This window comes from Pseudobacillus wudalianchiensis, assembly GCF_001685015.1.
Classification (GTDB): domain Bacteria; phylum Bacillota; class Bacilli; order Bacillales; family Domibacillaceae; genus Pseudobacillus; species Pseudobacillus wudalianchiensis.
Window position 1 is genome coordinate 708,171 of the sequence record NZ_MAYT01000001.1, and the last position, 14,429, is coordinate 722,599.

At 42.5% G+C, this 14,429-nt stretch carries 13 protein-coding genes, 1 other RNA gene, 1 pseudogene and 1 riboswitch; of the genes and pseudogenes, 12 read left to right on the top strand and 3 right to left on the bottom strand.

Annotation, left to right across the window (positions count from 1 at the left end):
- The first annotated feature begins 6 nt into the window (after positions 1-6).
- The 6 genes from gpsB (at position 7) to A8F95_RS03670 (ending at position 5,384) form a co-directional block, all read left to right on the top strand.
- Entirely contained in the window at positions 7-324 is a 318-nt protein-coding gene (gene gpsB, locus A8F95_RS03645; RefSeq protein WP_065409254.1) for a cell division regulator GpsB, read from the top strand.
- A gap of 74 nt (positions 325-398) precedes the next feature.
- Positions 399-793: RNase P RNA component class B (gene rnpB, locus A8F95_RS03650), an RNA gene on the top strand.
- A 108-nt stretch (positions 794-901) separates the two neighbouring features.
- The gene (locus A8F95_RS03655) at positions 902-2,044 is read left to right on the top strand and encodes a THUMP domain-containing class I SAM-dependent RNA methyltransferase (protein WP_065409255.1); all 1,143 of its coding nucleotides are present in this window, start codon (positions 902-904) and stop codon (positions 2,042-2,044) included.
- Positions 2,045-2,305: 261 nt separating this feature from the next.
- Positions 2,306-3,142 (top strand): cytochrome c oxidase assembly protein, encoded by an 837-nt coding sequence (locus tag A8F95_RS03660; RefSeq protein WP_065409256.1) that lies wholly within the window; start codon positions 2,306-2,308, stop codon positions 3,140-3,142.
- A gap of 131 nt (positions 3,143-3,273) precedes the next feature.
- Positions 3,274-3,375, top strand: a riboswitch (purine riboswitch).
- A 120-nt stretch (positions 3,376-3,495) separates the two neighbouring features.
- Positions 3,496-4,080 carry a xanthine phosphoribosyltransferase gene (locus A8F95_RS03665; RefSeq protein WP_065409257.1) on the top strand — a complete coding sequence of 195 codons (585 nt, stop codon included), beginning with the start codon at positions 3,496-3,498 and terminating at the stop codon, positions 4,078-4,080.
- Positions 4,077-5,384 carry a nucleobase:cation symporter-2 family protein gene (locus A8F95_RS03670; RefSeq protein WP_065409258.1) on the top strand — a complete coding sequence of 436 codons (1,308 nt, stop codon included), beginning with the start codon at positions 4,077-4,079 and terminating at the stop codon, positions 5,382-5,384. The genes A8F95_RS03665 and A8F95_RS03670 overlap by 4 nt, the downstream gene beginning before the upstream one ends.
- 175 nt (positions 5,385-5,559) lie before the next feature.
- Here the strand turns inward: A8F95_RS03670 and A8F95_RS23465 are convergent, their stop codons facing one another.
- A complete protein-coding gene (locus A8F95_RS23465) occupies positions 5,560-5,700 on the bottom strand; it encodes a hypothetical protein (protein WP_483826430.1) in 141 nt (46 codons plus the stop codon).
- A 598-nt stretch (positions 5,701-6,298) separates the two neighbouring features.
- Between A8F95_RS23465 and A8F95_RS03675 the strand changes: the two genes are divergently transcribed.
- The 6 genes and pseudogenes from A8F95_RS03675 (at position 6,299) to A8F95_RS03695 (ending at position 12,425) form a co-directional block, all read left to right on the top strand.
- Entirely contained in the window at positions 6,299-9,940 is a 3,642-nt protein-coding gene (locus A8F95_RS03675) for a dynamin family protein (RefSeq protein WP_065409259.1), read from the top strand.
- Complete coding sequence (locus A8F95_RS03680; RefSeq protein ID WP_331456996.1) at positions 9,921-10,148, top strand: hypothetical protein; 228 nt, start codon at positions 9,921-9,923, stop codon at positions 10,146-10,148. Before A8F95_RS03675 ends, A8F95_RS03680 begins: the two co-directional genes overlap by 20 nt.
- The gene (locus A8F95_RS03685) at positions 10,138-10,953 is read left to right on the top strand and encodes a sulfurtransferase (RefSeq protein WP_077247188.1); all 816 of its coding nucleotides are present in this window, start codon (positions 10,138-10,140) and stop codon (positions 10,951-10,953) included. The genes A8F95_RS03680 and A8F95_RS03685 overlap by 11 nt, the downstream gene beginning before the upstream one ends.
- A pseudogene (locus tag A8F95_RS23160) lies at positions 10,907-11,122 on the top strand (sulfurtransferase); the annotation flags it as partial. The gene A8F95_RS03685 and the pseudogene A8F95_RS23160, both read left to right, overlap by 47 nt.
- Positions 11,123-11,220: 98 nt before the next feature.
- Entirely contained in the window at positions 11,221-12,132 is a 912-nt protein-coding gene (locus A8F95_RS03690) for a 5'-3' exonuclease (RefSeq protein ID WP_065409261.1), read from the top strand.
- A gap of 20 nt (positions 12,133-12,152) precedes the next feature.
- A complete protein-coding gene (locus A8F95_RS03695; RefSeq protein WP_065409262.1) occupies positions 12,153-12,425 on the top strand; it encodes a DUF6123 family protein in 273 nt (90 codons plus the stop codon).
- A gap of 31 nt (positions 12,426-12,456) precedes the next feature.
- On the opposite strand, the gene A8F95_RS03700 is transcribed toward A8F95_RS03695, so the two are convergent.
- Positions 12,457-13,362, bottom strand: coding sequence for a DMT family transporter (locus A8F95_RS03700; RefSeq protein ID WP_065409263.1), 906 nt, complete (start codon positions 13,360-13,362; stop codon positions 12,457-12,459).
- The gene (locus A8F95_RS03705) at positions 13,359-13,751 is read right to left on the bottom strand and encodes a reverse transcriptase-like protein (RefSeq protein WP_342669936.1); all 393 of its coding nucleotides are present in this window, start codon (positions 13,749-13,751) and stop codon (positions 13,359-13,361) included. Before A8F95_RS03705 ends, A8F95_RS03700 begins: the two co-directional genes overlap by 4 nt.
- Positions 13,752-14,429: the final 678 nt, after the last annotated feature.

Consider the following 14,429-nt stretch of genomic DNA (forward strand, 5'->3'; position numbering starts at 1 on the left):
ACGGGAATGTTATCTAGTAAAGTGAAACTGACTGCAAAGGATATTTTAGAAAAAGATTTTAAAACCTCTATGAGAGGATATAATCCAGATGAGGTTGACCAGTTTCTTGATTTAATTATCAAGGACTACGAAGTATTTCATCAGGCAATTGAGGAACTTCAACAGGAAAACCTTCGCTTGAAAAAGCAAAGTGAAACAACAATGCGCCGTTCCCAGCCGGCCCCTCCTCCACAGCCTGCCGTTGGCTCTACAAACTTTGATATCTTGAAACGATTATCGAATTTAGAGCGGCATGTATTCGGGGATAAGCTGTATAACGAATAGCTTTTTCGGTTTTTTTAAAAAAGCTATTGCATTTATTAGTGTTTTCCTATATAATAGTGCAGATGACAATAATAGCGTTCGGGTAATCGCTGCAGCTCATTGGTTGCAGAGGAAAGTCCATGCTCACACGGTGCTGAGATGCCCGTAGTGTTCGTGCCTAGCGAAAAAGTAAGCTAGGGCAGTTCGGCTTCGGCTGGATTGACGGCAAGGAAAATGCCTAAGTCTTCGGATATGGCATGACTACTTTGAAAGTGCCACAGTGACGTAGCTTTATAAGAAATTATAAAGGTGGAACGAGGTAAACCCCGCGAGTGAGCAACCCAAATTTAGGTAGGGGCACTCTCTTTAAGGAAATGAACGATAAGAGGGGCGGATGTTTCAGAACGTCCGCAGATAGATGATTACCACCGGAGTACAAGATCATCCCTGATCGCTTGCAGTACGATGGTACAGAACATGGCTTACAGAACGTTATTATGGGATATAATTGCACAAGCTCTCCTTTATGGAGAGCTTTTGTTCTATACGGATGTTTTTTTATAATAAATACATAATTTTAAAAAGTGCAGGTGATTAGATGTCAACCTATACATTAATGGCCACGGCAGCGATGGGGTTGGAGTCGGTAGTGGCGAATGAAGTAAAGAAGCTTGGCTATGAATGCCGGACAGATAATGGAAAAGTCATTTTTCAAGGGGATGAATCGGCAATCGCCCGCTGTAATATGTGGCTGCGAACGGCAGACCGTGTAAAGATCATTGTTGGCGAGTTCAAGGCGACAACATTTGATCAACTATTCGAAGCAACAAAAGCTTTGCCATGGGAGCAATACTTGCCGAAAGAAGCAGAGTTTCCAGTGCAAGGGAAATCGGTGAAGTCTACTTTATTCAGTGTTTCTGATTGTCAAGCAATCGTTAAAAAAGCGATTGTTGAGCGGTTAAGAAGTAAATATAAAATTCAAACATGGCTGCAGGAGACCGGCCCGTTATTTAAAATTGAAGTATCTTTATTAAAAGACAAGGCAACGTTAACGATTGATACGAGTGGTGCGGGACTGCATAAAAGAGGTTACCGCATTGCCCAAGGCGGCGCTCCGTTAAAAGAAACATTAGCGGCAGCCCTTATTCAGCTGACCAATTGGCAGCCTGATCGGCCGTTCGTCGATCCGTTTTGCGGTTCTGGAACGATTCCGATCGAAGCAGCGTTGATTGGCCAAAACATTGCACCGGGATTTAACCGGGAATTCCTCTCAGAAGCATGGCACTGGATCGGTGAAGACGTATGGGAAAACGCCAGAGTAGAAGCGGAGGATCTAGCCAACTATGATCAGCCGCTTGATATTGCAGGAAGTGATATTGACCATCGAATGGTAGAGGTTGCACAGAAGAATGCTTTTGAAGCAGGGCTCGCTGATTTGATCCAATTTAAGCAAATGAATGTAAAAGACTTTTCTTCTACAAAAGAATACGGAGTCATCGTTGGGAATCCTCCTTACGGCGAGCGTCTTGGAGATCGGCCGGAAGTCGAAAAAATGTATCGGGAGATGGGACAGGCGTTTGCTGATTACGATACATGGTCTGTGTATATGTTAACCTCTCATGAAGGGTTTGAAGAATTTTACGGCAAAAAAGCAACTAAAAAGCGTAAGCTCTTCAACGGATTTATCCGGACAGACTACTATCAATACTGGGGAAAGCGCCCGCCAAGAAATAAAGACTAAGGGAGTGCCTGGCCGGAGCCTTTACAAGATAGCCTAGAAAAGTTGAGAATCTTTGTTAAAATAGAAGAAACAATCAAAAAGAGGCTATGAACAATGACTCGCTTTTTTGTTATCTGTCTGCAGTGTGAAGGATAAGGCTCCTTGTCAGGCTTCCTATTTCAAAAGACAGCGGCCTGATTGTATAGAGATAGACTTTGTTTACATTCTGAATATAGATAAGGAACATCGTTTAATTATTTATAACAACGGGAGGACAATCAAGTGATCGGAAATGTTGTTTCTGATGCTAATTGGTTTCAGCTATGGGGAGTAGGCTATCTTATTTTCTTGGGGCTCTTATCTTTTCTATACAGAAAGTTAGCTTCTTCCGGTAGGTATACATTTAAACGGATGCAACGGTTTTATTTTTATTCATCTTTAATGTTGTTTTACATTTTCGTAGGCAGTCCGTTCGCTGCAATCGCGGCAGAAGACTTATTTAGCGCGCATGTCGTCGAGCTAATGGTTATGCTTTTTGTCGTACCGCCGCTGTTTGTGTTAGGCTTGCCAAGAGAGTTTTTGCGCTCTTTCTTTTGGTCTTATCGGATGAGAGTTGCTTTAAGGTTGTTTACACATCCGTGGGTAACAGCTTTATCCTTTAACTTGCTCTTGTCTATTTATCTTGCACCGGATATTTTTAATTTTCTGCAAAAACATACCATGCTATTGTCTATGACCCAATTCATTATGCTAGGGGCCGCATTTTTAATGTGGTGGACGATTATTTCTCCGCTGCCTGAGATTAGCCGTCTATCTGAATCGATACGGGTGATGTATGTCTTTGTAGCTTCCGTGCTATTATTGCCAATTGGCATCTTCTTGCTCGTTGCGGATAGTCCTTTTTATGACGTCTATACGCAGGGCCAGCAGTTGTTGCCTAATTTGACAGCACTTCAAGATCAGCAGCTCGCAGGTGGGATGCTTAAAGGAATTCAACTCACTTCTTATGGGATTGCTCTCTTCCTGCTTATTTCAAAATGGGCGAAAAAAGAGGAGGAGCCGGATGATGATTTTCCCTTCTATCCCGGACAAGCAATGAACTACCCGATAAAAAAATAAGGGAGCAGCTGGATCGTGACTAGCTGCTCCTTTGGTGTTTGATCGAAAATTCCGAATAATTAAAGATAAAAAAATAAAAATGTTCGTGAATAGCATTGAAATTCTAATTTATGCTGATATAATAAAGAATACAATTAAACGTAACATTCGCTCATATAATCGCAGGAATATGGCCTGCAAGTTTCTACCGGATGACCGTAAATCATTTGACTATGAGTGAGCAGTGGAAGGGCAGTCTTTCTTGTTGCCTTCTCAAACCCAAAGGGCATTGCTTCACTCAGTAATTGAGGAATGACATGATCTTTTGGGTTTTTTCTGTCCCAAAGGTCAGAAAAGATTGAGGAGGACACAAAATGAAGAGTTTACAAGAAAAAATTATAAAAGATGGTAACGTGCTTTCAGATCAAGTGTTGAAAGTAGATTCGTTTCTAAATCATCAAATCGACCCTAAGTTAATGAAAGAGATCGGTGAGGAATTTGCCAGCCGCTTTACGAATGATAAGATTACGAAGATTTTAACGATTGAATCAAGCGGGATTGCGCCAAGTGTGATGGCTGGTCTTGTGCTTGGTGTACCGGTCGTTTTTGCGAGAAAGCGTAAATCTCTTACGTTAACACAGGATCTTTATACAGCAGATGTCTATTCCTTTACGAAGCAAGAAACAAATCCAATTGCTGTTTCCAAGTCTTTTATCACGAATGAGGATCGTCTGTTGATTATTGACGACTTCCTTGCCAACGGACAAGCTGCTTTAGGCTTGTTAGACATTGCTGAACAAGCGGGTGCTTCTGTCGCTGGAATCGGTATCGTCATTGAGAAAGCTTTCCAAGATGGCGGCAATTTGCTTCGTGAGAAGAATGTAAGAGTAGAGTCTCTTGCAAGAGTGCAATCGCTTGAAAATGGTAAAGTCACATTTGCAGAAGGAGCACTCGTATGAAACCTTCTAAGTTAAAAACAGCTTCATTAGGCCTTCAGCATGTGTTAGCGATGTATGCCGGAGCTGTTATTATCCCGTTGATCGTTGGGAATTCGATGGGGATGACACCTGAGCAGCTGACCTATTTAGTGTCGATCGATATCTTTATGTGTGGAGTAGCGACTTTCTTGCAAGTATGGAAGGGCCGCTTTGTAGGAATCGGCTTACCTGTTGTGCTGGGATGTACATTTACAGCTGTTGGTCCGATGATGGAGATTGGTGAGAAACATGGACTTTCAGCGATTTACGGAGCCGTACTGGCCTCAGGAATTTTTGTCTTATTGATTTCATCTTTCTTCAGCCGGCTCGTTCGTTTCTTCCCGCCAGTCGTCACGGGTTCGGTAGTGACAATTATTGGGCTTACGCTCATTCCAGTAGCGATGAATAACATGGCTGGCGGGCAAGGCAAACCAGACTTTGGTTCTGCTCCTAACATTATTCTAGCGTTTACTACTTTATTTATTATTATTGCCCTATTCCGCTTTTTCAAAGGGTTCGTACGCTCGATTGCTGTATTGATCGGCTTGCTGGCCGGAACTGTCATTGCAGCATTTATGGGAAAGGTGGATTTTTCTCCTGTACGAGATGCAGCGGTTGTTCATATGGTTCAGCCTTTTTACTTCGGCTGGCCAACATTTGAGTGGTCATCCATCATTACGATGATTCTTGTAGCGGTAGTAAGCATGGTAGAATCAACAGGTGTGTACTTCGCTGTTTCTGACATTTGTGATGAGAAAATTAATAAAAAAGACATCGCAAAGGGATACCGGGCGGAAGGACTAGCCTATACACTCGGCGCTATCTTTAATGCTTTTCCTTACACAGCGTTCTCACAAAACGTGGGACTCATGCAATTATCCGGGGTAAAATCCAAAACCGTGATTTACTATACGGCTGGCTTTTTAGTTATTCTTGGGTTAGTTCCGAAAATTGGTGCCTTTACAACGATTATTCCAAATGCTGTTCTCGGCGGCGCTATGGTAGCTATGTTTGGAATGGTAGTCGCTCAAGGAGTTAAAATGCTGAGCCGGGCGGACATGGCTTCTCAGGAAAATTTATTAATCATTGCTTGCTCGGTTGGCATGGGTCTAGGGGTAACGGTCGTACCCGGATTATTTGCAGGTCTGCCATCTAGTGTCCAAATTTTAACGAGCAATGGCATCGTCGCAGGCAGTCTGACAGCTATTTTCTTGAATATTTTATTTAATGAATTAGGCAAGAAAAGTAAGAAGGTTGTACCGTTAACAGGATCAAAAGTTTCATAAGAACGTTGATGATATATTTATAAGAAAGAGCAGACACTTAATAAGGGGTGTCTGCTCTTTTTTCGTTGAGAACATACTGGTTATTGAGCATAATCTTATTTCCGCTTTAATAAGATTATATTCTTTCAGCTTGACACCGCAAGCGATGGAAGCATTGAATTAATTCCTTTTCTTGTTAAATCATATCCAATGTGATGGTGCACACATTTAAAACCTCTTGTTTATCAACAGTAATAAAGGCCTTTCCTGCTTGATCATGAGCTTTGCGATAATTTGTGACTGTAAATTGAATTTTCTTTTTCAAAGGGTCGCAGATAAAGCTCTCTAATCACCACTTAATTTTATTTCATGGCCAGTTCCCCAAACTTTCACCTTCTTTTTATAAATACAGAATCAAGTAAGGATGGTTTGCTCAGGCTGCTGTTCATTCTGCTGAAAACAATTTATATTTTTGCAAGAAGAAAGAATCGTTTTACGTATATTTTTAAAAAAACAGAAAAAATTAAAAATGGAATTGAAAATCATTATCGTTCATGCTAAGATGTAAATGAAGATGAAAATTATTCTCAACCACACAAAATTCAAAAAGGACGGTGCTTTTCATGGTTTGGATGTTTGTAACGGCGACAGTTGTAGTATACGGAGGCGTAATGAAATATGTAATGGGCCACGTCGGCAAACCACAAGCACCGCACAGTTGATTAATAAATTAAGGTCTATCATTAATTGGCGGGGAAAGTGTCCGCCTGCAGGGATCATTAACAATCAATCATTAACAAATCGATACATTCAATAATAGAATCAAAGAAGGCGGCTGATGCCTTCTTTTTTTTCGTATGGGAAAGTGGACGAAAATCGTATACAATAAAAGAAACTTGCAATAGATGAGAAACTTATATAAGGAGACTTACAGAATGTCAGTAGCAGCTATTCAGCAATCGATGACCCAAATGATTTCTAAAACAGTCGGGCTTTTTGAGACGTTTCAACAGGCTGGTGATGAAGAAAGAGCCGAAAAAGCCAAATTGTTTTTAAAAAAATTACACGATGAAGAGTTTATCGTTGCCTTTTGCGGGCACTTCTCTGCGGGAAAGTCAACGATGATCAACGAATTGACCGGAGAAAGCCTGTTGCCGTCAAGTCCGATTCCGACAAGTGCCAATCTGGTGAAAATCCATCATGCATCCGAAGATTTTGCGAAAGTCTATTATAAAGACAAGCAGCCGCTTCTTTTTAAGGCGCCGTATCGTTTTGAGAGAGTGAAAGAGTTTTGTAAAAACGGGGAAGAAGTCGAAGCGATTGAAATTGGCCATAGTAAGTCCAACCTGCCAGCAGAAGTAACGGTAATGGATACACCTGGGGTTGATTCGACAGATGACGCTCACCGCATTTCAACCGAATCTGCTCTTCATTTGGCAGATATGGTGTTTTATGTGATGGACTACAACCATGTGCAGTCAGAATTGAATTTTATTTATACGAAAGAGCTGCTTGCACATGGAGTCAAGCTGTATCTCATTATTAATCAGATCGATAAGCACCGGGAAGAAGAGCTTTCATTTGAAGAATTTAAGCAATCCGTCTATACGTCCTTTGCTGCTTGGGGAGTGAAGCCGGAAAGGTTTTTCTTTACGAGTTTAAGAGAGCGTTCATTACCTGGCAATGATTTTGAAGAAGTAAAATCCCTAATCCAGGAAAGTATGACAGACAGAGAGGAGCTTTCCCTTCGCTCTGCTGAAACGATGATGAATCGACTCGTTAGCGAACATCTCGCATGGCTGAAAGAAGAGCAGGCTGCAACGAAGGAAGAGCTTTTACATGTGCTTGGTGATCATTGGAATGAAGAAGAAATCGTTGAAAAAGAACAGCAGTCAAAAGAACAGCTCGACAAACGCGATGCGAAAGCACTTGTCCGTGAATTAGAAGAGTCACGGGATAAAGTGCTGCAAAATGCTTACTTAATGCCTGCTTCTACACGTGAGTTGGCAAGAGAATTTTTGGAATCTGTCCAGCCTGGTTTCAAAGTGGGGATGCTGTTCAGCAAAAAGAAAACAGAAGAAGAGCGACAAAGAAGGTTAGAGCGCTATCTTGCTGATTTAAAGGAAAAGACAGAGACGCAGCTAGAATGGCATTTGCGTCAGCAATTAAGCAGTTGGCTCAAATCGAGCGGACTGAACGATGATGAATTGCAGCTAGAGGCAGAAGAGCTGGCGATTCCTGTCGATGAACAGTTAGTTATGAATACAGTAAAGTCAGGTGCGATGGCAACCGGTGATTATGTTTTGACTTACACTGATGATGTTGCAAGCCAACTGAAAAAAAGAGCCCGTACTTTGACGGATGAAATAAAAGAAAAAGCAGCTGAACGGATGGAAAGACGCTTTGCAGCGGAAAAGCAAGAATTGCAGGCTAGATGGTCAACATGGCACGAAAAACTCCAAGCCGTTCAGCAGCTAGAAAGCTTAAAAGCAGCCGCTAATGAAAGACAGCAAACGCTTCGCCGGCTATTAGCAGAAGACGAGGTCAGCATTCCTTCACAGTATGAAACGTTCGTGAAGCAGTGGGAGGAGCAGCAAAATAACGTAACAATTTTCGATGAAGTGTTAGCTGCAGAGCTTGTGGCACCGCCTGCTGAAAAGAAAGAAGCAGAAGTAGAAAACAAAACAGCCCCTGTTGAAAAAGCGGCGGTCACAGTAAGTGACATAGCATCCCGCTTAAAGGAAATGAGTGGGAAGCTCGCAGGTATTCCGGGATTCCAGCGTTTCATTGATGGCCTAAAACAAAAAGCGGACCGTCTAGAAGAGCGGAAATACACCATTGCTTTGTTTGGTGCCTTCAGTGCTGGTAAATCTTCTTTTGCGAACGCGATGCTTGGTGAAAAAGTGCTGCCGGTTTCTCCAAACCCAACGACGGCAGCTGTTAATCGCATTCATCCGCCTAATGATCAGCATGGGCACCGGACAGCTGCGGTCCATTTAAAAACAGAAAAGCAGCTGCTAATTGATTTACAGCAATCATTGCAATTTTTTAATAAAACAGTTCAATCGCTTGCTGAGGCTTATAAAATAATCCCGAATTTAGGGCAAAACAGTGGAGGAGAAGGCCGTGAAAATATTCATTTATCTTTCTTGAAGGCTTTCCATGAAGGCTACCAAGACTATAAAGAGGATCTCGGCCAAACGCTTTCTGTTGATTTGCCTGCTTTCCAAGGATTTGTCGCTAACGAAAAACAAAGCTGTTTCGTTGAATCAATTGATTTGTATTATGATTGTGAATTTACACGCCAAGGTGTTACCCTTGTTGATACACCGGGGGCCGATTCCATTAATGCCCGGCATACAGGTGTTGCTTTTGAATATATTAAAAACTCGGACGCTATTTTGTTTGTGACGTATTACAACCATGCCTTTTCAAAAGCGGACCGAGAATTTCTTATCCAGCTTGGGCGTGTCAAAGATGCTTTTGAACTCGACAAAATGTTCTTTATTGTGAACGCGATTGACTTAGCGAGCAGCGATGAAGAAGTGGATGAAGTGATTCAATATGTAAAAGATCAGCTTCTTCAATACGGTATTCGTTTCCCACGTATTCATGGCGTTTCTAGTCTAAAAGCGATCCAAGAAATCGAGCGCGGAGAGCTTGATCATCCTCAATCCAATTTGCGGCCATTCAAGCAGGAGTTTCAGCAGTTTTTAGAAGGTGACTTGGCAGAAATGGCGATCCAGGCGGCAGAAGCCGAGCGGGTACGCGGATTAGAACAGCTTCGTCAATTAATTGCAACCGCAAAAGAGAATCGGGATAATCGTGAGCAGAAAAAAGAAGAACTCGAAAGCCAATTGAACGAAATTAGCCATTATATAAAAAATGAAGCTGTTCAATTAATTGAAAAGCGGATGACCCAGGAAATAGATGAGCTTGTTTTTTATTTAAAACAGCGTGTCTTCTATCGTTTTTCCGACTTCTTTAAAGAGGCCTTTAATCCGGCAGCCTTGAACGGCAGCCGTCCGATTAAAGCGGCGTTAAGTGAAGCGATGAAAGAGCTGCTTGAGGCGGTAGGCTATGACTTAGCCCAAGAGATGAGAGCGACGAGCCTTCGTTCGGAGAAGCAAGCTCATAAGCTGCTGACGGAAAAACATGAAACGATCAAACTACACTGTCAGTCCGTTCAGCCACAGCTGCAATTTTCTGCGATTGAATGGCCATCAAGAGAAACACCTGAATTTCCGACTGCTTTTGAAGAAATGGCACCTGAAGCATTTAGTGACGCTTTATCGATCTTTAAAAATGCAAAGTCTTTCTTTGAAAAAAATGAGAAACAGTTGATGCAGGAGACTTTGCATAACCGCTTATCAGATCTAACTGATCAATACTTAGCGACAGAAAAAGACAAGTTGAGCAGGTGGGCACTCGAAGAAGCAATAGAAGGTATGAATTTAATGAAAGAAACAGCGGCTTCGGATGTTGAAGAACAGTTCACTGCCTGGCTGCAAGTGCTCAACGAGGCGGAGAATATCGAAGAATGGGAGCAGACACTCGTTGAATTGGAGCGACCGTAAAAAAGAAATCATCAACCATTTTCATGCCTGTGCCACTTGTCGGCATTTTCAGCCGTCGAAAACAGAGGAGGGGATGCGTTATGATTGCACCCGTCTACAGTATGAAACGAAACCTCACTATCAATTTAATTGTTGGGATCCGAAAGACAAAGTCGTAAAGCTGTTAAAAAAGAAACTCGATCAATTGCTTGGTCCTGATGACGAGTGAAAAAGGAGAAGAAAGCGTGAAGTATATCCATTCAATTAACTGGTTATTAGAGCATTTAGATGATCCGAATACTTGTATCGTGGATTGCCGTTTCAACTTAGCAGATCCTGATGCTGGTGAGAGAGCATATAAGCAGGCTCACATTCCTGGTGCTTTCTATGCTCATCTTGATCGAGACCTGTCTGGGGAAAAAGGTGTTCACGGCGGGCGGCATCCTCTCCCTGATCTACAAGTATTTCAAAAGACGGTAGAAGCTTATGGTATTACGGATGAAACAGTCGTTATTGCTTATGACAATGGTGATGCAATGTTCGCCGGCCGTTTCTGGTGGCTGCTGTCTTATATAGGCCATCAGCATGTATACATTTTGGATGGCGGTTTTTCCGAATGGGAAAAGCGAAAGCTCCCTGTTTCGGTTGAGATTCCCGCTCCGAAGCAAGGGCGCATATCGCTGAATGTGCAGCAGGACTGGATTGCTTCTATTGAAGATGTGAAAAAGGCAGCACTTGAAAAGGGAGGAGCCATTCTTATCGACTCACGGGCGCCTGAGAGATATGCTGGAAAAGTAGAGCCGCTTGATCGGGTGCCGGGGCATATTCCTACTGCTGTGAATTACTTTTTCCAAGAGGGGCTTAACGGTTCATTGTGGAAAACAGCAGAGGAACAAAAGGAGCGGTTTCATAAATTAAATTCAATGGACTCGGTCATTGTATACTGTGGATCGGGTGTATCGGCTACCCCAAATATTATTGCCTTAAAGCAAGCGGGNGAAAACAGCAGAGGAACAAAAGGAGCGGTTTCATAAATTAAATTCAATGGACTCGGTCATTGTATACTGTGGATCGGGTGTATCGGCTACCCCAAATATTATTGCCTTAAAGCAAGCGGGCTTTCAGCATGTCCGCCTCTACGCTGGCAGCTATAGTGATTGGTCCTCTTATGAGGAGTTGCCGGTAGAAAAAGAAGACCATTAAGTGTACAGTCCGTCTCGTTGTGAACAGCGAGGCGGCTTTTCTTTTGTTTTTGCTCAATCAACAGAGGAGTTATGATAAAATAATAGTGAGGTGACAAAATGAATAAACGAGAACATTTGCTGCTTATAGATGGCATGGCCTTACTTTTTCGGGCCTTTTTCGCGACTGCGGTGAGCGGCCAATTTATGGTGAACTCCAAAGGAATGCCAACCAACGGGGTCCAAGGCTTTATGAAGCATGTGCTCACAGCGATTGAATATATGAAACCAACCCATGCAGCAGTATGCTGGGATATGGGCAGCCAAACATTTAGAAATGACTTGTTTTCTGATTACAAATCGAATCGGCAGGCACCGCCTATTGAGCTCCTGCCGCAATTTGATCTGGCTAAAGAAGTAGCCGGTTCTTTTTTGCTGCCTAATATCGGGGTAAAAGGTTATGAGGCAGATGATTGTATTGGTACGATTGCCAAGCAAGAGCACAAAGAAAGGCGAGTCACGATTTTAAGTGGAGACAAGGATCTTTTACAATTACTTGATTACAATATTGAAGTAACACTTCTTCAAAAAGGATTTGGCAATTATGTAACCTATACAGAAGAGAGCTTTGCTAACCAATTTTCCATAACCCCTAGACAATTTATTGATGTGAAGGCCCTCATGGGAGATCCGAGTGACGGCTACCCAGGAGTAAAAGGCATCGGTGAAAAAACCGCATTTAAGCTTGTAAGGGAATATGGCACCATTGATGGCATTCTCGCAAATATTGAGCAGCTGACTCCTTCCCAGCAAAAGAAAATGCTTGAAGGAATGGACATGCTCCAGCTGTCACGGCAGCTTGCCGAGATTCATTGCAATGTACCGTTAGTTTGGAATATTAAAGAAGCAGATTGGGAAGGAATTGGAAGAGGGGCGGAACAGGCCGTAGAGGAACTAGAATTAAAAGTAGTGCGCCGCCATTTGATCCAAATGAAAGCCTCAGCCGTCTATGCAGAGGACCCATTTGCTTAACGTTCAAGGTGGGAACTTAAGTGAAGAAAGAACAGGTGCTGACTGATTATTTACTTAGATTAGAAGAAAAAGGCTTCCGTTTTTCCGATGAAATGATTGCCTTTATTTATTTCGGCAAGGCCTCGACAGATGCTTCAGATCTATTAGTGATGGCAGGTATTGAAATCACTTTGAAAGTACAAAAAGAATTTGACGGCAGCTTTTTTCTATCCTTATTGGAATGGTTTAAAGAAAAAGGGATAGCAGATCGAGAGACCGCCCTTCGTTTTGCTCATTCGACAGGCTTATTATAATGAAAAACCGTCCGGATGACCCTGGACGGTTTTATGATTTATTTGCAGCAGATCGAAAACCAAACAGTTTTTGAACAGGAATTTCTGCCAACAGCATGCCGATGAAAATGAAGGCACAACCGGTTAGTCCGGCTGCAGTGAGTCGTTCATCTACTAATAAAAAGGCTGTTAACGCACCGAACACAGGCTCCATAGCTAGAATAAGCACCACTCTCGTTGGAGTAGTAAACTTTTGAGCGGTTGTCTGAATGAAAAAAGCCAGAGCTGTAGCTAAAAAGGCCGTAATAAGCAGAGCATTCCAAACAGCTGGATTTAGTAAGGTAGAAGCAGTTAAAGCAGATTGCCAGTCTTCGAGCAAAAAACCGCCTAAAAAACATAAAATAGAAACCGTTATAATTTGTACAGCTGTTAGGGCCAGCGCAGAAGAAGACTGAGTGTAAGCATCCGTAAAGATGATGTGAAAAGCGAAACCGAATGCACAAATTAACACGAAAAAGTCGCCAATGTTCCATCCGCCCGCTCCGCCTGCTGTCAGCAAATATAGACCAGCAGCGGCTGTCACGGAGCCAATCGCTGCACCTGGTGAGGGCTTCTTTTTTAAGAGAGCGAGAGAAATAAGCGGCACAAGAACAACGCTTAATCCTGTAATAAAACCTGTTTTAGAAACAGTTGTATATAAAAGGCCGATCGTTTGAAAGGCATAGCCGATGGCAAGACAAATACCTAAGATGATCCCATGCTTCCATGTTTTTACCGTAAGCTGGGCAGTTTCTTTTCGAAAGAAAATAATGGTAAAAAGCAGGAGAGCCGCACAGAAAAAGCGAATACCGTTAAACAATAACGGCGGCAAAAGCTCAATAGCCTGCTGCACAATAACAAATGTCACGCCCCAAATGAGAGCAACAAACAATAAAGAAAGCTCGGAGGCCCATTTCATCGCTTCTTAGCTCCTTTGTTTTGCTGAACAGCCTTACGAGCAAGTCCGTCTGCGCGATTTTCTTTGCTGGGGATCCATTTTACAAAAAAGAGCGGAAACTCTTTCGATAACGATAGAATTTCCTGTAATAACGGTTTGTAAAGTTCTTTATGTATGTATTCCTTTTCAATAGCCTGAACCACTGTTTGAGAATCGCTGCGCAGGGAAACAGTAGCTGCCTGTCTTTCTTTTAAAAGCTCCAGCGCTTTAATAACAGCCAGAAACTCCGCTTCGTGTGTATCCCTTACACCAAGCGGGAACGAATAACGGTCAACAATGGCACCATCTTTAATAAAAACGCCTGCCCCTGCCCATCCGGGAGACCCGGTGCTCGCTCCATCTGTATACACCTCAAACAATTGAATCCCCCCTTTATGTTCATATCAATAAATTTTACGGAAAAAATAAACAATTTGCAATAAGAAAAGCGAAGCCGACTGCTTTGCTCCGACAAGTATAAGACGAAATGGCGAAGTGGCGAAGTGGCGTTCTTCAGCCACATAGCCAGATCGGCTTATGACCTCGAGGGGCAAGGAGGCATAGCTGGACAAGAGAAGAGGGAGATCGATTTGCCTAGCGCGATAGGAGATTAGAAATTTTGCAGGCAGAAGCGTTTGGGTATAAAGCCAGAAGGGTATCCAATAAAGCTATGCTCTGCTATTAGTAGACAGGTAAAAGAGTCCGTTTGTCGGAAATTTTTTCTTTAAATAGGAAAGGCTATAAACAGTAGCCAATTGTCAGAGGCCATGCTGCTGATTTGGCAGTTTAACCTGAATACGGCCGCTTGCAGACTGATGAGTGTTGTAACAGCATCACTATCCCGTCTGTCCAAATAGTCGATATAGGACTAAAAATATAGTAAAGTTAACGATAATAACCGATAAAGCCCGACTGTTTGCTGAACGTATAGCATCTCCTGTTATATGAACAAAATAGCAGGAAAATGTCTGTCTTTATTCATGCGTTTACGCATAACGTACAATATATAAAATCATGAAAACGGGTTAAGAAGAAGGCGGGGAATCGAT

Excerpts from the sequence above, each read along its gene's own strand:
- A8F95_RS03655 (WP_065409255.1), top strand. The coding sequence starts at position 902 with ATGTCAACCTATACATTAATGGCCACGGCAGCGATGGGGTTGGAGTCG.
- gpsB (WP_065409254.1), top strand. The coding sequence starts at position 7 with ATGTTATCTAGTAAAGTGAAACTGACTGCAAAGGATATTTTAGAAAAA.
- A8F95_RS03690 (WP_065409261.1), top strand. The coding sequence starts at position 11,221 with ATGAATAAACGAGAACATTTGCTGCTTATAGATGGCATGGCCTTACTT.
- A8F95_RS03675 (WP_065409259.1), top strand. The coding sequence starts at position 6,299 with ATGTCAGTAGCAGCTATTCAGCAATCGATGACCCAAATGATTTCTAAA.
- A8F95_RS03700 (WP_065409263.1), bottom strand. The coding sequence starts at position 13,362 with ATGAAATGGGCCTCCGAGCTTTCTTTATTGTTTGTTGCTCTCATTTGG.
- A8F95_RS03670 (WP_065409258.1), top strand. The coding sequence starts at position 4,077 with ATGAAACCTTCTAAGTTAAAAACAGCTTCATTAGGCCTTCAGCATGTG.
- A8F95_RS03665 (WP_065409257.1), top strand. The coding sequence starts at position 3,496 with ATGAAGAGTTTACAAGAAAAAATTATAAAAGATGGTAACGTGCTTTCA.